Genomic DNA, 20,205 nt, shown 5'->3' on the forward strand with positions numbered 1-20,205 from the left:
GGCAACACGGAACCCGACCAATCGGTTAGTTGGCAGCCGACCGGCGGGTGATATAAAGACACCCCGAAAAAAGCCCGAACCTGCCGAAATGGCGCTGCGAATCGCTTTCGTGGCCAAAGCAGTACGGACGTTCATCCGAAACCTGGCCCTGAGCGTCTTGCCCATTCAACACGTCCATCGAACAGCGAACCGCGCCATGCCCCACGCAGGTTTCAAGCATTTTCGGATGTCGGTTTATCGCCATTTACAAGCAGAAAAAATCTGTAGGCAGCGACGATTTGTCGCAGATCTTATTCTTTGTTGATTGAACGTTCAATCAAAACAAAATAGACTGGCCCTCAATCCGATAAGCGTTATTCGCCCGTCGGAAGGCCTAAGGAGATGTGCAAGATGCCCAAGGTCGGTATGCAACCCATCCGCCGCCAACAACTGATCGAAGCCACTTTGCAGGCGGTCGATCAGGTCGGAATGGGGGACGCCAGCATTGCGCTGATCGCCCGTTTGGCCGGTGTCTCGAATGGCATCATCAGTCATTACTTTCAGGACAAGAACGGCCTGATTGCCGCCACGATGCGGTATCTGATGAATGTCCTCAGCGAGAACGTCACCGCGCGCCGTCAGGCGCTGGCAGACAGCAGCCCACGGGCGCATCTGCAGGTGATCATCGAAGGCAACTTCGACGCCAGCCAGGTCAATGGCCCGGCAATGAAAACCTGGCTGGCCTTCTGGGCCACCAGCATGCACCAGCCGTCTTTGCACAGGTTGCAGCGGATCAACGATCACCGTCTGTATTCCAACCTGTGCTGCGAGTTCCGCCGTGTGTTGCCGCTCGAAGATGCGCGCAGCGCCGCCCGGGGTCTCGCAGCCCTCATCGACGGTTTGTGGTTGCGCGGCGCACTGTCGGGAGACGCTTTCGACACGGCGCAGGCGCAACAGATCGCTTACGAATACATGGATTTCCAATTGGCCAAGCAGGTGAGCTAGAGCACAGAGAAAACGCTCGGCCCCTGAACCGCCACCGTAGCTTCACCGCGGTGGTCAACGCCAACAACCAATGCACTTGCGAGGACACTATGGCCCGTTTCGAACTGCAAAAACTCTACATCGATGGTGCGTACTCCGACGCCGGCAGCGATGCCACCTTCGAAGCCATCAACCCGGCTAACGGTGAAGTCCTTGCACAAGTGCAACGTGCGACCAAGGAAGACGTCGAGCGCGCTGTGGTCAGCGCCGAAAAGGGCCAGAAAATCTGGGCCGCGATGACCGCCATGGAGCGTTCGCGCATCCTGCGTCGCGCCGTCGACATCCTGCGCGAGCGCAACGATGAACTGGCTGCTCTGGAAACGCTGGACACCGGTAAAGCGTTCTCTGAAACCAAGTACGTCGACATCGTTACCGGCGCCGACGTGCTGGAATACTACGCAGGCCTGGTGCCGGCCATTGAAGGCGAGCAGATTCCACTGCGCGACACTTCGTTCGTCTACACCCGTCGCGAGCCGCTGGGCGTCGTGGCCGGTATCGGCGCGTGGAACTACCCGATCCAGATCGCTCTGTGGAAATCCGCACCAGCCCTGGCGGCCGGTAACGCGATGATCTTCAAACCAAGCGAAGTCACCTCGCTGACCACCCTGAAACTGGCCGAGATCTACACTGAAGCCGGCGTACCGAATGGCGTGTTCAACGTTCTGACCGGCAGCGGCCGCGAAGTCGGCACCTGGCTGACCGAGCACCCACGCATCGAGAAGATCTCGTTCACTGGCGGCACCGACACCGGCAAGAAAGTAATGGCCAGCGCTTCGGCTTCGTCGCTCAAAGACGTGACCATGGAACTGGGCGGCAAGTCCCCGCTGATCATCTGCGACGACGCCGATCTCGATCGCGCCGCCGACACCGCCATGATGGCCAACTTCTACAGCTCCGGTCAGGTTTGCACCAACGGCACTCGCGTGTTCGTACCGAGCCACCTGAAAGCCGCTTTCGAAGCCAAGATCGTTGAGCGTGTTGCGCGCATCCGCATCGGCAACCCGGAAGACGAAAACACCAACTTCGGCCCGCTGGTCAGCTTCCCGCACATGGAAAGCGTGATCGGCTACATCGCCAAGGGCAAAGAAGAAGGTGCCCGCGTCCTGTGCGGCGGCGAGCGTCTGACCGAAGGCGAACTCGCCAAAGGCGCATTTGTTGCGCCAACCGTGTTCACCGACTGCACCGACGAAATGACCATCGTCCGTGAGGAAATCTTTGGCCCGGTCATGGCGATCCTCTCCTACGAGACCGAAGAAGAAGTAATCCGCCGCGCCAACGACACCGACTTCGGCCTGGCCGCCGGTATCGTCACCAAAGACCTGAACCGCGCTCACCGCGTGATTCATCAACTGGAAGCCGGTATCTGCTGGATCAACGCCTGGGGCGAGTCCGACGCAAAAATGCCGGTGGGCGGTTACAAGCAGTCGGGCGTGGGTCGTGAGAACGGCATCAGCTCGCTCAACAACTTCACTCGCATCAAATCGGTACAGGTCGAGCTGGGCGATTACGTCTCGGTGTTCTAAGAACCGAGCCCTGTATTGCTCGTGAGGCCGTCTTCGCGAGCAGGCTCGCTCCCACATTGAAATATGTCTCCTGTGGGAGCGAGCCTGCTCGCGAATCGAGTGCGCAGCACTCGTCAAGGCCCGACCTGACCAACTTCAAAGAGGGTGCATTCAATGTCCCAAGAATTCGATTACATCATCATCGGTGCCGGCTCGGCCGGTAACACCCTGGCGACCCGTCTGACTGAAGACGCTGGCGTCACCGTTCTGCTGCTCGAAGCAGGCGGCCCGGATTACCGTTTAGACTTCCGTACGCAAATGCCCGCTGCTCTGGCATTCCCGCTGCAAGGCCGTCGCTACAACTGGGCCTACGAAACCGATCCAGAGCCACACATGGACGGTCGCCGGATGGAATGCGGTCGCGGCAAAGGCCTCGGCGGCTCTTCGCTGATCAACGGCATGTGCTACATCCGTGGTAATGCGATGGACTATGACGGCTGGGCCAAGCTGCCAGGTCTGGAAGACTGGACGTATCTGGACTGCCTGCCGTACTTCCGCAAAGCGGAAACCCGCGACATCGGCCCGAACGACTACCACGGTGGCGAAGGCCCGGTCAGCGTGACCACGCCGAAGGCAGGCAACAACCCGCTGTTCCACGCCATGGTTGAAGCCGGCGTGCAGGCCGGTTACCCGCGTACCGAAGACTTGAACGGCTACCAACAGGAAGGCTTTGGCCCGATGGACCGCACTGTGACGCCGAATGGCCGTCGTGCTTCCACCGCCCGTGGCTACCTCGACACCGCTAAAAAGCGTTCGACACTGACCATCGTCACCCACGCCCTGACGGACAAGATTCTGTTCGAAGGCAAGCGTGCCGTCGGCGTGCGTTATCTGGTTGGCGACGCTGAAGAGCGTGTTGAAGTCAAAGCACGCAAAGAAGTCCTGCTGTGCTCCGGCGCCATCGCTTCGCCGCAGATTCTGCAACGTTCCGGTGTCGGCCCTGCCGAACTGCTGAACTCGCTCGATATCCCGGTCGTTCACGATCTGCCGGGCGTCGGTGAAAACCTGCAGGACCACCTTGAGCTGTACCTGCAATACGCTTGCACCCAACCGGTTTCGCTGTACCCGTCGCTGCTCTGGTACAACCAGCCAGCCATCGGTGCCGAGTGGCTGTTCAACGGCACCGGCATCGGCGCCAGCAACCAGTTCGAAGCCGGCGGTTTCATTCGCTCGCGTCCGGAATTCGAATGGCCGAACATCCAGTACCACTTCCTGCCGGTCGCGATTAACTACAACGGCAGCAACGGTGTGAAAGAACACGGTTTCCAGGCACACATGGGTTCCATGCGTTCGCCGAGCCGTGGTCGCATCCAGGTCAAATCCAAGGATCCGCGCCAGCACCCGAGCATCCTGTTCAACTACATGGCCACCGAGCAGGACTGGCAGGAATTCCGCGACGGCATCCGCCTGACCCGTGAAATCATGCAACAGCCTGCACTGGACGCCTTCCGTGGCCGCGAAATCAGCCCGGGCATCGAAGTGCAAACCGATGAGCAGTTGGACAAGTTCATCCGCGAGCACGCCGAAACCGCGTTCCACCCGTCCTGCTCGTGCAAGATGGGCACCGACGAAATGGCTGTGGTCGATGGCGAAGGTCGCGTGCACGGCATGCAGAGCCTGCGTGTGGTCGATGCTTCGATCATGCCGATCATCACCACCGGCAACCTGAACGCGCCGACGATCATGATGGCCGAGAAAATCGCCGACAAGATCCGTGGTCGCAAGCCGCTGCCGCGTAGCACCGCCGCTTACTATGTAGCGGGCGATGCGCCGGTGAAGGGCAAGCCGATGCGTGATATCACGCCGGTTGCTCAGTAAGACATAACACCGCTTCACGGCTAATCGCTGGCAAGCCAGCTCCCACAGGGTTTTGTGTCGTTCACACATATTGTGTTCAGCAAAAAACCTGTGGGAGCCTGGCTTGCCAGCGATGAGGCCCTGACATACAGCACAAATTCCCCTGCTGCACAGTAAATCCTCCTACACCCCCTATTCACTTGATCCTACCCCCAACGCAGGCCTACTCTAGACCTCGCGCAACCGTTTCACCCCTCCCCGCCGAATCGCTTCGCCCCGCTACTCCATAACAAGGAGGTTCCCGAATGTTCGATTTCCACCCCCAGCTCAAGCAGCGCTTCGCTGCCTTGCGCACGGGCGCTGAATTCTTTTCCCTGCGGTATGTACGCGAGTCCGGCCAGTACCTGTCGGTGCGCAAGAACGTTGCCGAGCCGCCAAGCCTGAGCCGCGACGAAGGCGCGATGCTCACGGTGCGGGTCAACGGTGTCGAAGCCTACGCGGCCACCAACGACCTCTCGCAACAAGGCCTGCAAGCCGCCCTTGAGCGCGCCGAACAGCAGGCCCGCCGGCTCAAGCCCCACGCCTTGCTCGACCTGCGCAATCAGCCGGTTTCGAGCGACCGCGCCGATTACTTTTCACCCAATCTTGAGCAACCCTTCCCGTCCCTGAGCGAATGCTTCGAGCTGCTCGGCGCGGAATCCGCCTCGGTGCCAAAGGATGAGCGCCTGGTGAATTGGGAGGTGAGCATCGGCATCACCCACGTCGAGCAGATCTACCTGAGCAGTGCCGGCGCCGAATTGCGTCAGGCCCAGCGCTTCGTGTATCCGAGCCTCGACGTCACCGCCTACGACGGCAACGACAGCCAGACCCGCAGCCTCGGCCGTGAGAACTTCGGCCAGCAGGGCGGCGCGGATGTGATCAGCCGCTGCGGCCTGATCGGCGCCGGCCCGCAAGTCGCCGATCAGGCCTTGCAACTGCTGCTCGCACCGAACACCCCGCAGGGCCCGCGCGACCTGCTGCTGATGCCCGACCAGATGATGTTGCAGATCCACGAGTCCATCGGCCACCCGCTGGAACTCGACCGGATCCTCGGCGATGAACGCAATTACGCAGGCACCAGCTTCGTCAAAGCCAGCGACTTCGGCAGCCTGCAATACGGCTCGAAACTGCTCAACGTGACGTTCGATCCGGGTATTCCCGAAGAACTCGCCAGCTACGGCCATGACGACGACGGCACCAAGGCCAGCAAACAATTCCTGATTCGCGAAGGCCTGTTACTCCGGCCATTGGGCGGTGCACTGTCGCAGTTCCGTGCCGGGCTGGACGGCGTCGCCAACAGTCGCGCCTGCGGCTGGAACCGGCCGCCGATCGACCGCATGGCCAACCTCAACATCGAGCCGGGCGACCAGCCACTTGAGCAGATGATCAAGGGCATCGAGCACGGCATTTTGATGAGCACCAACCGTTCGTGGTCGATTGACGATGCGCGCAACAAATTCCAGTTCGGCTGCGAATGGGGTCAGTTGATCGAAAACGGCGAACTCAAAGGCGTGGTGAAAAACCCTAACTACCGGGCGATTTCCGCGCACTTCTGGAAGAGCCTGCGCGCTGTCGGCGATGCCAACACCGTCAAGGTGCTGGGCACGCCAAACTGCGGCAAAGGCGAACCGAACCAGGTAATCCGCGTCGGCCACGCTTCACCGGCCTGCGTATTCAGCAACGTTGATGTATTTGGGGGAGACGCCTGATGAGCATTTCGAAGAGTCAGTCCGACGCCTTGAAGATCATGGTCAATTGGCTGCGCGACAGCGTGCGCGAGCCCGAGCAGTTCACCCTCAGCTATGCCGCCGAATCCTCGGCATTCGTGCGTTTCAACCACGCCAAGGTGCGGCAGGCCGGGCAAGTGCAGCAAGCGGAGGTTGGCCTGAAGCTGATCAACGACGGCCGCCACGCTGACTTGCACATCACCCTGTCCGGTGATCAGGAAGCCGATCTGCAACGGCTCGCCGAAGGCCTGCAACAACTGCGCGAAACCTTGCCGCTGCTGCCGCAGGATCCGTATCTGTTGCTCAACCACAACGGCTGGCAGAGCAAGAACATCCAGGAACATCCGCTGCCTGACACCGAGCAGGTCGTGGCAGAAATCTGCGCTGCGGCTGAAGGTCTGGATCTGGTCGGTTTCTATGCGGCCGGCCCGATCAGCCGTGGTTTCGCCAGCTCTGCGGGTGCGTTCGGCTGGCATCAAGCCAACAGCTTCAACTTTGACTTCAGCCTGTTCCATGAAAATGGCGAAGCGGTGAAGGCGAGCTACGCCGGGCACGAATGGAGCAGCGAAGGCTTCACCAAGCGTTTCCAGCAGGCCCGCGAGCAGCTTGAGTTTCTCGGTCGCCCGCTGCGCACCCTGGCACCAGGGCAGTACCGCGCTTACCTGGCACCCGCCGCACTGGAAGAAATCATGGGCATGTTGTGCTGGGGTGGTTTCTCGGCACAGTCGATTGCCAGCAAAAGCAGCCCGCTGCAAAAGCTGTATGGCGGCGATCAGACATTCAGCCCATTGGTATCGCTGGATGAAAAAGTCAGCGGCTCACTGAGCCCGGCGTTTTCCGGCGAGGGTTATCCGCGCAGCGATCTGCGGCTGATCATCGAAGGCAAGGCCGGCGAGCAACTGGTGGGGTCGCGCAGTGCCGCCGAATACGGCTTGACCGCCAACGGCGCCAGCGGTGGTGAAGCACCGAGTGCGTTGAACATGGCGGCCGGTGATCTGTCGCAAGCAGAGATACTCAAGCAGTTGGGCACCGGGCTGTACATCAGCAATTTGTGGTACCTGAACTTCTCGGATCAACCGGCGGCGCGCCTCACCGGCATGACTCGCTTCGCAACCTTCTGGGTCGAGAACGGCGAGATTCAGGCGCCGGTCAGCACCATGCGTTTTGATGACAGCGCCTACAACCTGCTCGGTTCGCAATTGGAAGCGTTGACGGCAGAACGCGAGATGTTGCTGTCGGCGAGCACGTACAGCCAGCGCAATACTTCGTCGGCACTGCTGCCGGGGGCGCTGGTCAGCCGACTCACGCTCACCCTGTAAACACAAAACCTGTGGGAGCGAGCCTGCTCGCGAAGAGGCCATTTCATTCAACATTGATGTTGAATGATCTACCGCTTTCGCGAGCAGGCTCGCTCCCACTTGACTGCACTCGACTCTGAGTATGCATTAGCCCTAACGACAAGAGGTTCCATGCCCAACCGCCCGCCTCTCGACGCCATTACCGCCCGCTGGTTGCCGTGGGTCGTCGCCATTGCGTTCTTCATGCAGTCCCTCGACGGGACCATTCTCAACACCGCCCTGCCCGCCATGGCTCGCGATCTGGCCGAAGATCCCTTGCGTATGCAAGGCGTGGTCATCGCCTACATGCTCACCGTGGCGTTGCTGATTCCCGCCTCCGGCTGGATCGCCGACCGCTTCGGCACCAAGAAAATCTTTTTCGGCGCGATCCTGCTGTTCAGCCTCGGCTCGCTGCTCTGCGCGTTGTCGAGCAGCCTGAGCATGCTGATCGGCGCCCGAGTGATTCAGGGCCTGGGCGGTGCGTTGATGCTGCCGGTCGGGCGACTGGTGGTGCTGCGTGCCTATCCGCGATCCGAACTGGTGCGGATCATGGGCTTCATCACCATTCCCGGCCTGCTTGGCCCATTGATCGGCCCGACCATGGGCGGCTGGATGGTGGAGTACCTGACGTGGCACTGGATCTTCCTGATCAACCTGCCGGTGGGCGTGATCGGTTGTTACGCGGTATGGAAATTCATTCCCGACCTGCGCGGCAGCGAACGCACACGCTTCGATAGCCTCGGTTTTTTGCTGTTTGGTGCGGCGATGATCCTGATCACCGTCGCCATGGAAGGCCTCGGCGAACTGCACCTGCCACACTTGCGGGTGATGTTGCTGCTGTTCGGCGGCATGGCGTGTCTCGCGGCGTACTGGCTGCGCGCCGGGCATATCGAAAATCCATTGTTCGCGCCATCGCTGTTCAAGACTCGTACATTTGCCGTCGGCATTCTCGGCAACCTGTTCGCCCGTCTGGGCAGCGGCGCCTTGCCGTTTCTGGTGCCGTTGCTGCTGCAGGTGGCGCTGGGTTATTCACCGTCGCAAGCCGGGATGAGCATGCTGCCACTGGCCGCTGCGGCGATGGTCGCCAAGTGGGTCGCGCGGCCGCTGATCGAACGTTTGGGCTATCGCATCGTGCTAACAGGCAACACGCTGGCGCTGGGGATCATGCTGGCGAGCATGGGCCTGGTCAGCGAGCAGACACCGTACTGGTTGCTCTTGTGCCTGCTGGCGGTGCTTGGCGCAATCAACTCGCTGCAATTTACGGCGATGAACACCGTGACCCTGATCGACCTCGATGACGCCAGCGCCAGTAGCGGCAACAGTCTGCTGTCGGTGGTCGCGCAGTTGTCGTTGAGTCTCGGCGTGGCGTGCGCCGGTGCATTGCTCGGTGGTTTTACGGCGGAGATCGGCAACGATGGTGTGGAAACCGTGCTCGGCGCGTTCCAGTTGACCTTTGTCACCGTCGGCATCATGGCGATGCTCGCCGCGACGATCTTCTCGCAACTGTCAAAAGAAGATGGCCGGCGCGCCAAACGCCCGGAAGAACACATCGAACATTAATTTGTAATGGGGGCTTTTGTGGCGAGGGGATTTATCCACTCGCCACAAAAGCTCCTTTGCCTCAAGTTTCTCACTAGTCAGCAAGGCTCGGGATTGTCGGCTCAATCGCTGTTCGTCCAGAACTTTCGAGGAAAGTGGCCCGGGGCTGCTACACTGCGCGACATTTTGTTTTGCAGGCCAGTCCCGTGACCACCATCGCCACCGCTTTTAATACTCTGCCGCTGTCCGCCGCCATGCTGGCTAACCTCGAATCCCTCGGTTATGCCCAAATGACGCCGATCCAGGCGCAGAGCTTGCCGGTGATCCTCAAGGGGATGGACCTGATCGCCCAGGCCAAGACCGGCAGCGGCAAAACCGCTGCATTCGGCATCGGCCTGCTCAATCCGATCAACCCGCGCTACTTCGGTTGCCAGGCGCTGGTGATCTGCCCGACCCGTGAGCTGGCCGACCAGGTCGCCAAGGAAGTCCGTCGTCTGGCCCGTGCCGAAGACAACATCAAAGTCCTGACCCTGTGCGGCGGCGTGTCGTTCGGCCCGCAGATCGCTTCGCTGGAACATGGCGCACACATCATTGTCGGCACCCCGGGACGCATTCAGCAGCATCTGCGCAAGGGTTCGCTGGTGCTCGATGGCCTGAACACGCTGATCCTCGACGAAGCCGACCGCATGCTCGACATGGGTTTCTACGACGCCATCGAAGACATCATCGTCAAGACCCCGGAGCGTCGTCAGACCCTGCTGTTCTCCGCGACCTACCCGGTGGGCATCAAGCAACTGGCCTCGAAATTCATGCGTGATCCGCAAACGGTGAAAGCCGAAGCGTTCCACGATGACACGCAGATCGAGCAGCGCTTCTACGAGATTTCCCCGGAAGACCGCATGAGCGCGGTGACCAAGGTCCTGCACCACTTCCGCCCGGCCTCCTGCGTGGCGTTCTGCTTCACCAAGCAGCAGGTGCAGGAAACCGTCGATCACCTGACCGCCAAAGGCATTTCCGCCGTCGGCCTGCACGGCGATCTGGAACAGCGTGACCGCGACCAGGTGCTGGCGATGTTCGCCAACCGCAGTACTTCGGTACTGGTCGCCACCGACGTCGCCGCCCGTGGTCTGGACATCGATGCACTGGACATGGTGATCAACGTCGAACTGGCCCGCGACTCGGAAATCCACATTCACCGCGTCGGCCGTACCGGTCGTGCTGGCGAGAAAGGCATTGCGATCAGCCTCGTTGCACCGGGCGAAGCGCACCGCGCGCAGGCCATCGAGCAACTGCAGAAATCCCCGCTGAACTGGGATCAGGTCGACAACCTCAAGTCCCAGGGCCTCGCCCCGCTGCAGCCGCCGATGACTACGCTGTGCATTGGCGCTGGCCGTAAAGACAAGGTGCGTCCGGGCGATATCCTCGGTGCTCTGACTGGCGATGCCGGGATTCCGGGCGCTCAGGTCGGCAAGATCGCGATCTTCGACTTCCAGGCGTATGTGGCCGTTGAACGCACGGTGGCCATGCAGGCCCTGCAGCGCCTGAACGACGGCAAGATCAAGGGCCGTTCGTTGCGCGTACGTATTTTGTAAGAACAACGTAACTCCCCTGTAGGAGCTGCCGCAGGCTGCGATCTGTTGATCTTGATCTCAAAAACAAGATCAACAGATCGCAGCCTGCGGCAGCTCCTACAGTTCGTTTTGTGGTGACATTTCAGAGGACACCGTTTTGCGCTCTACCGAAGTCGTGATCATTGGCGCTGGCGCCGCTGGGTTGATGTGTGCACTGACCGCCGCCGGGCGTGGGCGTCAGGTATTGCTGCTCGACCATGCGAACAAGGCCGGCAAGAAAATCCTGATGTCGGGCGGTGGCCGCTGCAATTTCACCAACATGTACACCGAACCGAGCAATTTCCTCTCGCAGAACCCGCACTTCTGCAAATCCGCACTGGCGCGTTACACCCAGTGGGATTTCATTGGCATGGTCGGCAAGCACGCCGTGCCGTACCACGAGAAAAAACTCGGGCAGCTGTTTTGCGATAACAAATCCAGCGACATCCTCGGCATGCTCCTCGACGAGTGCGATCAGGCCGGCGTCGAGTTGCACCTCGACACGTCGATCCAGACGATCGAGAAAGTCGAGAGCGGTTACCTGCTCGACACCACCCTCGGCCAGGTCCAGTGCCAATCGCTGGTGATCGCTACCGGCGGTCTGTCGATCCCGACGCTGGGTGCTACCGGTTTCGGTTATCAGGTAGCCAAACAGTTCGGCCATGAACTGCTGCCGACCCGCGCTGGCCTGGTGCCGTTCACCATCACCGATCAGCTCAAGGAATTGTGCACCGAGTTGTCCGGGACTTCGGTGGATTGTCTGGTCAGCTGCAACGACCAGAGTTTCCGCGAGAACATCCTGTTCACCCATCGCGGGCTCAGTGGGCCGGCGATCTTGCAGATTTCCTCGTTCTGGGAATCCGGCGACACCGTCGAGATCAACCTGCTGCCCGATCACGACGCCGCCGCATGGCTGCAACAGCAAGTGGCCGAACGCCCGAACAGCGAACTGAAAACCCTGCTAGGCGAAATCTTCACCAAGAAGATGGCCAACCTGCTAGCGGACAACTGGTTTGTGTCCAAGCCGATGAAGCAATACACCCACGCGGAACTGGCGGAAATTGCAGAGAAGCTCGGCAGCTGGAAAGTCGTGCCGGCCGGCACTGAGGGTTATCGCACTGCCGAAGTCACACTCGGTGGCGTTGATACCCGCGAAGTGTCGTCCAAGACCATGGAATCACTGAAAAGCCCGGGACTGTATTTCATCGGCGAAGTGCTCGATGTCACTGGCCACTTGGGCGGTTTCAACTTCCAGTGGGCCTGGGCCTCGGGCTACGCTGCCGCGCAGTACGTCTGATCTCATTCTCTCGAATGTGAAATGCAGACCCTGTGGGAGCTGGCTTGCCAGCGATGAGGTCGGTACATCCAACATCTTTGTTGACTGTCAGGCAGCCATCGCTGGCAAGCCAGCTCCCACAGGGTTATGTGCCCAATCCAAGATTTAATCCGGCACAAGATCTCAAAGGAACACTTTTTGCTGTCAGATGTGATCGGCGCCATTGCGTCGGCGTCATTACTGGCTCAATTTAGCGGCATCGCCTCGGAAGGCCTTCGCACTTCATGTCCTCGACCTCGTTTCGTCAGTCTTTGCGGCGCCTGTGGGCGCTGGATAAATTCAGCTATAGCGTGCGGGTGTTCATCGCCCTGACCGGCAGCATGGCGCTGTGTTGGTATCAGGATGAAATGGGTCTGCTGATCCCGTTGTTCCTGGGGATTATCGCCAGCGCCCTGGCCGAGACCGACGACAGTTGGCAGGGCCGCCTCAACGCACTCGCCGTGACGCTGGTGTGTTTCAGCATCGCCGCACTGTCGGTGGAATTACTCTTCCCCTACCCCATCATCTTCGCCATAGCGCTTGCGCTGGCCAGTTTCGGCCTGACCATGCTCGGTGCGCTCGGCGAACGCTATGGCGCGATTGCCTCGGCGACCTTGATCCTGTCCGTGTACACCATGATCGGCGTCGATCAGCGCGGCGGTGCCGTCATCGATTTCTGGCATGAGCCGATGCTGCTGGTGGCCGGTGCCGCGTGGTACGGCTTGCTCTCCGTGCTGTGGCAGGCGTTGTTCTCCAATCAACCGGTGCAGCAAAGTCTGGCGCGGTTGTTCCGCGAACTGGGCTTTTACCTGAAGCTGAAATCGTCGCTGTTCGAGCCGATCCGGCAGATGGACGTCGAAGCCCGGCGCCTGGAACTGGCCCAGCAAAACGGTCGCGTGGTCGCAGCACTGAACAGCGCCAAGGAAATCATCCTGCACCGGGTCGGCAACGGTCGCCCCGGCTCGAAAGTCAGCCGTTACCTGAAGCTGTACTTCCTCGCCCAGGACATCCACGAACGCGCCAGTTCTTCGCACTATCCGTACAACGCGCTGGCCGATGCGTTTTTCCACAGCGACGTGCTATTCCGCTGCCAGCGCCTGCTGCGCCAGCAAGGCAAGGCCTGCCGGGCGCTGGCCGAATCGATCCAGATGCGCCAGCCGTTCATCTACGACGCCAGTTTCGCCGAAGCCCTGAGCGACCTCGACGCCTCCCTCGAACACTTGCGCATCCAGAGCAATCCGGCCTGGCGTGGCCTGCTGCGTTCACTGCGCGCACTGGCAGCCAACCTCGGCACCCTCGACCGCTTGCTCAGCGATGCGAGCAACCCCGACGCCCTGGCCGATGCCACCGACAGCAGCCTGCTCGATCGCTCGCCGCGCAACCTGAAAGATGTGTGGATTCGCCTGCGCACACAGCTGACACCGACGTCGCTGCTGTTCCGCCATGCTCTGCGTTTGCCGCTGGCGTTGAGTATCGGCTACGGCATGGTGCATTTGATTCACCCGTCGCAAGGCTACTGGATCATCCTCACCACGCTGTTCGTCTGCCAGCCGAACTACGGCGCGACACGACGCAAACTCGGTCAGCGGATTCTCGGCACGGCGATCGGCCTGACCGTGGCGTGGGCGCTGTTCGATCTGTTCCCGAGCCCGTTGGTGCAGTCGTGCTTCGCCATCGCCGCCGGGGTGGTGTTCTTTACCAACCGCACCACCCGCTACACCTTGGCCACCGCCGCGATCACCATCATGGTGCTGTTCTGCTTCAATCAGGTCGGCGACGGTTACGGGCTGTTCCTGCCACGGCTGTTCGATACCCTGCTCGGCAGCCTGATCGCCGGCCTGACGGTGTTCCTGTTCCTGCCCGACTGGCAGGGTCGACGCCTGAACAAAGTGCTGGCCAACACCCTGACCTGCAACAGCATCTACCTGCGTCAGATCATGCAGCAATACGCCGCCGGCAAGAGCGACGACCTCGCTTATCGCCTGGCCCGGCGCAACGCCCACAACGCCGATGCGGCGCTGTCGACAACGCTGGCGAACATGCTGATGGAACCGGGGCATTTCCGGAAGGAAGCGGATGTCGGTTTCCGCTTTCTGGTGCTGTCGCACACCTTGCTCAGTTATCTCTCAGGCTTGGGCGCGCATCGCGAGACTCAGTTGCCAGCGGATGTGCGCGAGCATCTGATTGACGGCGCCGGAGTGAAACTGGCCAGCAGCATCGATGAAATCGCCCAAGGACTGGCAAGCAAGCAGCCGATTGCGATTCAGAGTGATGAGGAAGAAGCGCTGGCCAACGAGCTGGAGCAGATGCCGGATGAGATTGATGAAGGGCAGCGGCTGGTGCAGACACAACTGGCGCTGATCTGCCGGCAGTTGGGGCCGTTGCGCACGTTGGCGGCCCATCTGATCAAGGACACCTCTGAAGTAAGCGCTGGCTGACAGTAGGCCTTCGCGAGCAGGCTCGCTCCCACACTGGATTTGTGCACGACACAACCCCCCTGTGGGAGCGAGCCTGCTCGCGAAGAGGCCATCAGACACACAGCAAATTCAGGATCAGCACCTCACATCCCATGCTGGCGCAGCAACTTGTCATAACTGCCATCCGCCTTCATCGCCTCAATCGCCTTATCAAACCCCGCGACAATCTGCTCATGCTGCGGATTCTTCAGGCTCACCAATATATGAAGGCTGTTCTCACTCAACGGCTTGGGCAAAAACTCCACGGCATTGCGCACTTTCGCTGATTCCCGCGCCAGGTAATGCCGCGCGACATATTCATCTTCCAGCGTCAGCTTGACCCGATCCGCCGCGAGCATGCGCACGCCCATGGCGAAGTTATGCACAGGGACTTTCTGCAACGCGGTGTCGGCATCGAACGGCGGTGAGTAGGCGTAACCGCGCACTACGGCAATCGGATAGGTGTGCAGCTGTTGCAGGTTGTTGTATTCGATGGGCGTGTCTTTGCGTTTAAGAAAGCGGATGCGGTTGACCAGATACTCACCGGAAAACTGACCGAGCTTGGTCCGCTCGTCGTTGTACCAGGCGTTGACCAGCACATCGTAGCGACCCTCGCCAACACCCAGAAGCGCCCGCGCCCACGGCACTTGCTCATAACCGCTGGCATAGCCGGCCCGCGCCAGCGCGGTGCTGACAATGTCGGTGGCCAGGCCACCGTTGACCAGTGTGTCGTCAGTAAACGGCGGCCAGATATCAAACACCAGCCGCAGCTTTTCGGCTGCAGCGGTCTGGGCCAGCAAGAGCAATCCGATCAAAGCAAAAGCTCGATGCAGTCGCGGCATGCTTGAAAATCCTTAGCGGGCGGCACGCCCGGTGTGTTTTCAGCCAAAACCCCAAGGCCCCTTACCGGCAAAACCCAGGCCCTAACATTAGCTCATGGCAGCGAGTGCACATCGCTCTCCAGCAGATTACACAAAGAAGACACAGGTGCGAGAAAGGAATGATGGCATTTTGACCTTTGTCACAGACTCTTACGCCATACAGACATCTTTCGCGCCTGCGCTTAGTATCGGGCGACACGTTCAAGGAATCGGAAAATGACAATCGAATGGGTCTGCAAGCATCACAGTGATCTGGGCAAGGAACAGCTGTACGCGCTGTTGAAGCTGCGCTCGGAAGTGTTCGTCGTCGAGCAGAAATGCGCTTATCCGGACCTCGACGGTCAGGATCTGGAAGGCGATACCTATCACCTGATGGGTTGGGAAGATGATCAGTTGATGGCCTACCTGCGCCTGCTGGACCCGGAGTCCCAGGGCGGCGACGTGGTCATCGGCCGCGTGATCACCGCGCCACAAGGACGGGGCAAAGGGCTAGGGCACGAAATGATGGAACAGGCGTTGAAACAGGCTGAGAAACATTGGCCGCAGGTGCCGATCTATCTGTCGGCGCAGGCGCACTTGCAGGGGTATTACGGCAAGTACGGGTTTGTGGTGGCGGGTGAGGAATATCTGGAGGATGACATTCCACACATAGGGATGCGTCGTTCCTGAAGGCCCCATCGCTGGCAGCTCCCACAAGGAATTGCGTCGTTCACAACTGATGTGAACACCAGAAAAACCTGTGGGAGCTGGCTTGCCAGCGATGGCGTCAGCCCAATCAACTCAGGAATCAGGGATACTCGAGCACCGCCTTGATCTGCCGCAAATTCCGCTCGATCCACCCCCGATCAATCGCCCCCCACTCGCGAATCCGATAGCGCCCGGCATGGTTGCGTGCGCCCTCTTCCTGCTCGAACTCGCAAACGATATCCAGATCCGCCAGCGCCGCAATCGTGTCCTGCGCCGTGCGCCGGGGCATGCCGGTCACTTCGGTCAGCGTCGGCACACTTGGGGCCAGACCGCTGTCGATCAGATACGCCACATACAAGCGTCGATAGAAACTGCTTTTGGTCTTGCTGACGTCCATGCATGCACTCCGCATTTATTGAAGATCAAAAGATCGCAGCCTTCGACAGCTCCTACAGGGGCGAACGCATTCCAGTGTAGGAGCTGCCGAAGGCTGCGATCTTTTGATCTTTGTTCTTCACTGCATGTCCCGCCAAGTCAGATACACGCGCAGATCAAACTCGACCTGGTGATACCCCGGCAGCATGTGTTCGCACAATTTATAAAACGCCTTGTTGTGATCCGACTCTTTGAAGTGCGCCAGTTCATGCACCACGATCATTTTCAGAAAGTCCGGCGCGGCGTCCTTGAACAATGAGGCGATACGAATCTCTTTCTTGGCCTTGAGCTTGCCGCCTTGCACCCGCGAAACCGTGGTGTGCAGACCGAGGGCGCGGTGGGTCAGGTCGAGGCGGTTGTCGAACAGCACCTTGTCGATGGCCGGCGCATTACGCAGGTATTCCTGCTTCAGATCCAGCGCATAGCTGTACAACGCCTTGTCGCTCTGCACGTCATGCCGCCCCGAGTAACGTTGATCCAGGTATTCATCCAGACGCCCGTCAGCGATCAGTTGGCGCACTTGATCCTGCAAATGCGCGGGATAGGCCTGGAGATACTTCAACACAGTCATGGACGGGCGGCACGGCTCAGAAAAGGTGCGCCAGTGTAGCGAATTCAACCGGGCAACGCGCTCCAGTCAAAAGGCTCGGCGAAGCTGGCAGCATCCTCGGCGATCAATGGACGCGCGACGAGGAAGCCTTGCACATATTCGCAGCCGTGAGCCTGCAGCCATTGGTATTGCTCAATGGTTTCGACACCCTCGGCAATCACCAGCAAACCGTATTGCTTGCACAGACCGATCACCGTGCTCACCAGCGAAGCATCGCGTGTCGAATCCGGCAGTCGGGCAATCAAATGACGGTCGAGCTTGAGCGTATCCAGTTCCAGGTCACGCAAATGCGCCAGCGAACACGGCCCGGAGCCGAAGTCATCCAGCGCCACACGCACCCCGAGATTGCGCAGCAGGCGCAGTTGTTTGCGGGTTTCATCGGGGTTTTGCATCAACGCTTCTTCAGTAACCTCGACTTCCAGTTGTCGCGGCTGCAAGGCATGTCGCTCCATCACCTGACGCAGCTCGGTGACCAGATTCGGCAGGCTGAACTGGGTATTGCTCAGACTCACGCCGAGCACCAGATCCTCGGCAAACAGGGTTTCCCAGGCTTTGCGCTGGCCGGCGCCGCGATGATAAATCCAACTGCCGAGACGACTGATCAACCGCGCCTCTTCCAGCAACGGCAAAAACAGACCCGGCGGTACATCACCCACGCTCGGGTGCTGCCAGCGCAACAGCGCCTCGAATCCACGGATCTGGCCGCTATCGATGGCCACCTGCGGTTGATAAACCAGATTGAAATCGCGGTTCTCGATAGCGGCACGCACGCTTTCTTCCAGCATCAGACGCGAGCGCGCCCGGCCATTCATTTCGTGATCGTAGAAACGATATTGCTGACGCCCGGCACGCTTGGCTTCGTACATGGCGATGTCAGAAGCGCGCAGCAGCCCGTCGAGGTTAGATCCGCAGTCGGGATAAGTGGCGATGCCGATGCTCGCGCCGAGGGCGATATCCAGCCCTTCGATTTGCTGACAGATCGACACCCGTTCGATGAGTTTCTCGGCAATCTTCGCCGCTTGCTCGGGAAACTCAAGATCCAGCAACGCGGTGAATTCATCGCCGCCCATACGCGCGAGAATGTCGAACGGCCGCAGGCAGGCCTTCAATTGCTCGGAGACCCAGCGCAACACCCGATCGCCAGCGTCGTGACCGAGGGAATCGTTGACCCGTTTGAAGCCGTCGAGGTCCAGATACAACAAGACCCAACTGCTGTCGCTGCGCTCACCGCGCAGCAGCAGGTTTTCCACGGTCTGGTAAAAACCGCGACGGTTGAGCAAACCGGTCAGCGGGTCGGTGACAGCCTGATACTCCAGTTGCTGATGCAGATGGCGCACCACCGACATGTCCAGCACCGTCACCACCATCGCGTGCTGTTCGCTGGGCAGCGGCGCACAGGAAAGCGCCACTGGAACTTGCTGCCCTGGCGCGGTGCGCAGCAAGGCATCGTGCAACCGCAGGGTTTCGCCGCGCTGATAGCTTGTACGGAATTCGGAATCGGCCCACATGGGAATGTGTGGTTTCTGCAAATAATCGAGAAACTCTTTACCCTCCAACTCCTTCACCGGGGCATTGAGCAGTCGTGAAATCGCTGGGTTGGCAAAGCGGATCAAACCGTCCTCGCCCAGCACCAGAATGCCCTCGGCAGCGTTATCCAGCACCGACGCATTAAACGCTCGCGCCACTTCAAGATCACGGCTCAAACGCTGTAACGCCCGACGATTGCGCTGGTGCTCCAGCAATGCCTGCACTTTGGGTTTGAGGATCTGCGGATCGAACGGTTTGAACAGGTAATCCACCGCACCACTGGCGTAACCCTTGATCACGGCGTCCTGAGATTGTTCGTTGGCCGTGAGGAAGATGATCGGCGTAAGCCGCGTGCGCTGACTGCCGCGCATCAGTCGCGCGACTTCGAAGCCGTCCATGCCGGGCATCTGCACATCCAGCAGCACCAGATCGACGTCGTGTTCGAGGAGGATATTGAGCGCCTCGAAACCGGAAGCGGCGGTCAACACGTGCCAATCCTGACGCTGCAACAACGCGCGCATGCTGATCAGGTTTTCAGGGTAATCATCGACGATCAAAAGGACAGAGTTGCCTTCACCTGGCTGGGGTTGCGCGCATTCCATGCTGCTTCTCTTATCGGGACTACAGGCGGTTTTCTGGTTAAAACCGTACACGTATTGAGCCATCACTCTAGTCGCGGATCGACAAAAGCAGTAGCTGTCATCAGGCCATCATTTAAACAAAGCCGCGACTTGCCGACTAACGGTCACCGCTGTAGCCCGCTGAAACCGGCACAGATGGCATTTCGACAGGATGTTGACGTCAATCATCTGCCAGACGGGCGTTAACAAATTTTCCCTCTACGCTTATAAAGGCCGCCCCAAAACGCGCGGGCTAGAGCTTCTGGCACGTGCGTGCAGTAAAACTTGAGTGGAAGAACCGACATGATCGATCTCGCAACCTGGAACCTCAGCGTTCCCGTTGGCAGCCCGCCATACACCGTCGAAACCTCCAAACTGGTGAACGGCTTCAAGGATCAATACTTCCATTCCGACACCGGCACTTTGTTCTTCTGGTCACCGGTTACCGGGTCAAAAACCGAAAACGCCATCTACCCGCGCACCGAACTGCGCGAAACCTACAGTAACGGCACCCTGCGCAACTGGTATTACCCCGACGCCGACAACCTGCTGCGTGCGACCCTCACGGTCAACAAAGTGCCGAGTTCCGGCAAGATCGTCATTGGCCAGATTCACGCGTATGAAAGCCAGCGCCCAATGGTGAAGCTGGAATATCAATACAAAGAAAAAACCCAGACCGGCAACTTGGTAATCAAGGTGCGTATGCATCCCGACGATGCGGAAAGCCGCGTCATCACCCTCGCCACCGGAATCAAAATGGATCGCGAATTCAACTACCTCATCCACCTCAGCCCCGGCGGCGCGCTGGGCGTGAGTGCGGCGGGTTATCAATGGGATTCACAGATCAGCGCGACCTGGCGCAACAAGCCGTTGTACTTCAAGGCAGGGGTTTATGTGCAGGACAACACCGGATACACCAGCGAAGGCGGCCAGGTAACCTTCTCCAAACTCGACATCGATCACGACAAGTAACCCAATCCCCACTGTAGGAGCTGCCGAAGGCTCGGGCCGCGATCGGACGATCTTTTGACTTTGACTTT

The 20,205-nt window shown here is 59.7% G+C and carries 15 protein-coding genes; 11 read left to right on the top strand and 4 right to left on the bottom strand.

Features of this window, described 5'->3' with window-relative positions; all coding sequences use genetic code 11:
- The first annotated feature begins 390 nt into the window (after positions 1-390).
- From betI to yccS, 9 genes are all read left to right on the top strand, one after another.
- The gene (gene betI / locus PSH79_RS25715; RefSeq protein WP_025108530.1) at positions 391-984 is read left to right on the top strand and encodes a transcriptional regulator BetI; all 594 of its coding nucleotides are present in this window, start codon (positions 391-393) and stop codon (positions 982-984) included.
- Positions 985-1,073: 89 nt separating this feature from the next.
- Positions 1,074-2,546, top strand: coding sequence for a betaine-aldehyde dehydrogenase (gene betB / locus PSH79_RS25720; RefSeq protein WP_305440229.1), 1,473 nt, complete (start codon positions 1,074-1,076; stop codon positions 2,544-2,546).
- Between the two features lie 153 nt (positions 2,547-2,699).
- Positions 2,700-4,403: a choline dehydrogenase gene (gene betA, locus PSH79_RS25725; RefSeq protein WP_305440230.1), complete on the top strand. Its 1,704-nt coding sequence runs from the start codon at positions 2,700-2,702 to the stop codon at positions 4,401-4,403.
- A gap of 284 nt (positions 4,404-4,687) precedes the next feature.
- Positions 4,688-6,130 (top strand): TldD/PmbA family protein, encoded by a 1,443-nt coding sequence (locus tag PSH79_RS25730; RefSeq protein ID WP_305440231.1) that lies wholly within the window; start codon positions 4,688-4,690, stop codon positions 6,128-6,130.
- Positions 6,130-7,467: a TldD/PmbA family protein gene (locus tag PSH79_RS25735; protein WP_305440232.1), complete on the top strand. Its 1,338-nt coding sequence runs from the start codon at positions 6,130-6,132 to the stop codon at positions 7,465-7,467. Before PSH79_RS25730 ends, PSH79_RS25735 begins: the two co-directional genes overlap by 1 nt.
- A gap of 150 nt (positions 7,468-7,617) precedes the next feature.
- A complete protein-coding gene (gene mdtD, locus PSH79_RS25740; protein ID WP_305440233.1) occupies positions 7,618-9,045 on the top strand; it encodes a multidrug transporter subunit MdtD in 1,428 nt (475 codons plus the stop codon).
- Positions 9,046-9,278: 233 nt separating this feature from the next.
- The gene (dbpA, locus tag PSH79_RS25745; RefSeq protein WP_238156321.1) at positions 9,279-10,616 is read left to right on the top strand and encodes an ATP-dependent RNA helicase DbpA; all 1,338 of its coding nucleotides are present in this window, start codon (positions 9,279-9,281) and stop codon (positions 10,614-10,616) included.
- A gap of 136 nt (positions 10,617-10,752) precedes the next feature.
- Positions 10,753-11,931 (top strand): NAD(P)/FAD-dependent oxidoreductase, encoded by a 1,179-nt coding sequence (locus tag PSH79_RS25750; RefSeq protein ID WP_305440234.1) that lies wholly within the window; start codon positions 10,753-10,755, stop codon positions 11,929-11,931.
- Between the two features lie 263 nt (positions 11,932-12,194).
- Positions 12,195-14,387, top strand: coding sequence for a YccS family putative transporter (yccS, locus tag PSH79_RS25755; RefSeq protein WP_305440235.1), 2,193 nt, complete (start codon positions 12,195-12,197; stop codon positions 14,385-14,387).
- 122 nt (positions 14,388-14,509) lie between these two features.
- Here yccS and PSH79_RS25760 read toward each other — a convergent pair whose 3' ends face one another.
- Positions 14,510-15,247 carry an ABC transporter substrate-binding protein gene (locus PSH79_RS25760; RefSeq protein WP_305440236.1) on the bottom strand — a complete coding sequence of 246 codons (738 nt, stop codon included), beginning with the start codon at positions 15,245-15,247 and terminating at the stop codon, positions 14,510-14,512.
- A gap of 255 nt (positions 15,248-15,502) precedes the next feature.
- Between PSH79_RS25760 and PSH79_RS25765 the strand changes: the two genes are divergently transcribed.
- A complete protein-coding gene (locus PSH79_RS25765; protein WP_095187088.1) occupies positions 15,503-15,955 on the top strand; it encodes a GNAT family N-acetyltransferase in 453 nt (150 codons plus the stop codon).
- Positions 15,956-16,073: 118 nt separating this feature from the next.
- Here PSH79_RS25765 and PSH79_RS25770 read toward each other — a convergent pair whose 3' ends face one another.
- The 3 genes from PSH79_RS25770 to PSH79_RS25780 form a co-directional block, all read right to left on the bottom strand.
- Positions 16,074-16,370 carry a helix-turn-helix domain-containing protein gene (locus PSH79_RS25770; RefSeq protein ID WP_007913779.1) on the bottom strand — a complete coding sequence of 99 codons (297 nt, stop codon included), beginning with the start codon at positions 16,368-16,370 and terminating at the stop codon, positions 16,074-16,076.
- Between the two features lie 117 nt (positions 16,371-16,487).
- On the bottom strand, positions 16,488-16,979 hold the full coding sequence (locus tag PSH79_RS25775) for a M48 family metallopeptidase (protein WP_305440239.1): 492 nt from the start codon (positions 16,977-16,979) through the stop codon (positions 16,488-16,490).
- A 44-nt stretch (positions 16,980-17,023) separates the two neighbouring features.
- A complete protein-coding gene (locus PSH79_RS25780; protein ID WP_305440241.1) occupies positions 17,024-19,147 on the bottom strand; it encodes a bifunctional diguanylate cyclase/phosphodiesterase in 2,124 nt (707 codons plus the stop codon).
- Positions 19,148-19,468: 321 nt separating this feature from the next.
- Here PSH79_RS25780 and PSH79_RS25785 point away from each other — a divergent pair, with 321 nt between their 5' ends.
- Positions 19,469-20,137 (top strand): polysaccharide lyase family 7 protein, encoded by a 669-nt coding sequence (locus tag PSH79_RS25785; protein ID WP_305440242.1) that lies wholly within the window; start codon positions 19,469-19,471, stop codon positions 20,135-20,137.
- Positions 20,138-20,205 lie beyond the last annotated feature (68 nt).

It is taken from the genome of Pseudomonas sp. FP2196 (assembly GCF_030687715.1).
Taxonomy (GTDB): domain Bacteria; phylum Pseudomonadota; class Gammaproteobacteria; order Pseudomonadales; family Pseudomonadaceae; genus Aquipseudomonas.

What these genes read in the sequence shown, in the direction of transcription:
- betI (WP_025108530.1), top strand. Translation starts at nt 391, where the DNA reads ATGCCCAAGGTCGGTATGCAACCCATCCGCCGCCAACAACTGATCGAA.
- betB (WP_305440229.1), top strand. Translation starts at nt 1,074, where the DNA reads ATGGCCCGTTTCGAACTGCAAAAACTCTACATCGATGGTGCGTACTCC.
- betA (WP_305440230.1), top strand. Translation starts at nt 2,700, where the DNA reads ATGTCCCAAGAATTCGATTACATCATCATCGGTGCCGGCTCGGCCGGT.
- PSH79_RS25730 (WP_305440231.1), top strand. Translation starts at nt 4,688, where the DNA reads ATGTTCGATTTCCACCCCCAGCTCAAGCAGCGCTTCGCTGCCTTGCGC.
- PSH79_RS25735 (WP_305440232.1), top strand. Translation starts at nt 6,130, where the DNA reads ATGAGCATTTCGAAGAGTCAGTCCGACGCCTTGAAGATCATGGTCAAT.
- mdtD (WP_305440233.1), top strand. Translation starts at nt 7,618, where the DNA reads ATGCCCAACCGCCCGCCTCTCGACGCCATTACCGCCCGCTGGTTGCCG.
- dbpA (WP_238156321.1), top strand. Translation starts at nt 9,279, where the DNA reads ATGCTGGCTAACCTCGAATCCCTCGGTTATGCCCAAATGACGCCGATC.
- yccS (WP_305440235.1), top strand. Translation starts at nt 12,195, where the DNA reads ATGTCCTCGACCTCGTTTCGTCAGTCTTTGCGGCGCCTGTGGGCGCTG.
- PSH79_RS25760 (WP_305440236.1), bottom strand. Translation starts at nt 15,247, where the DNA reads ATGCCGCGACTGCATCGAGCTTTTGCTTTGATCGGATTGCTCTTGCTG.
- PSH79_RS25765 (WP_095187088.1), top strand. Translation starts at nt 15,503, where the DNA reads ATGACAATCGAATGGGTCTGCAAGCATCACAGTGATCTGGGCAAGGAA.
- PSH79_RS25770 (WP_007913779.1), bottom strand. Translation starts at nt 16,370, where the DNA reads ATGGACGTCAGCAAGACCAAAAGCAGTTTCTATCGACGCTTGTATGTG.
- PSH79_RS25775 (WP_305440239.1), bottom strand. Translation starts at nt 16,979, where the DNA reads ATGACTGTGTTGAAGTATCTCCAGGCCTATCCCGCGCATTTGCAGGAT.
- PSH79_RS25780 (WP_305440241.1), bottom strand. Translation starts at nt 19,147, where the DNA reads ATGGAATGCGCGCAACCCCAGCCAGGTGAAGGCAACTCTGTCCTTTTG.
- PSH79_RS25785 (WP_305440242.1), top strand. Translation starts at nt 19,469, where the DNA reads ATGATCGATCTCGCAACCTGGAACCTCAGCGTTCCCGTTGGCAGCCCG.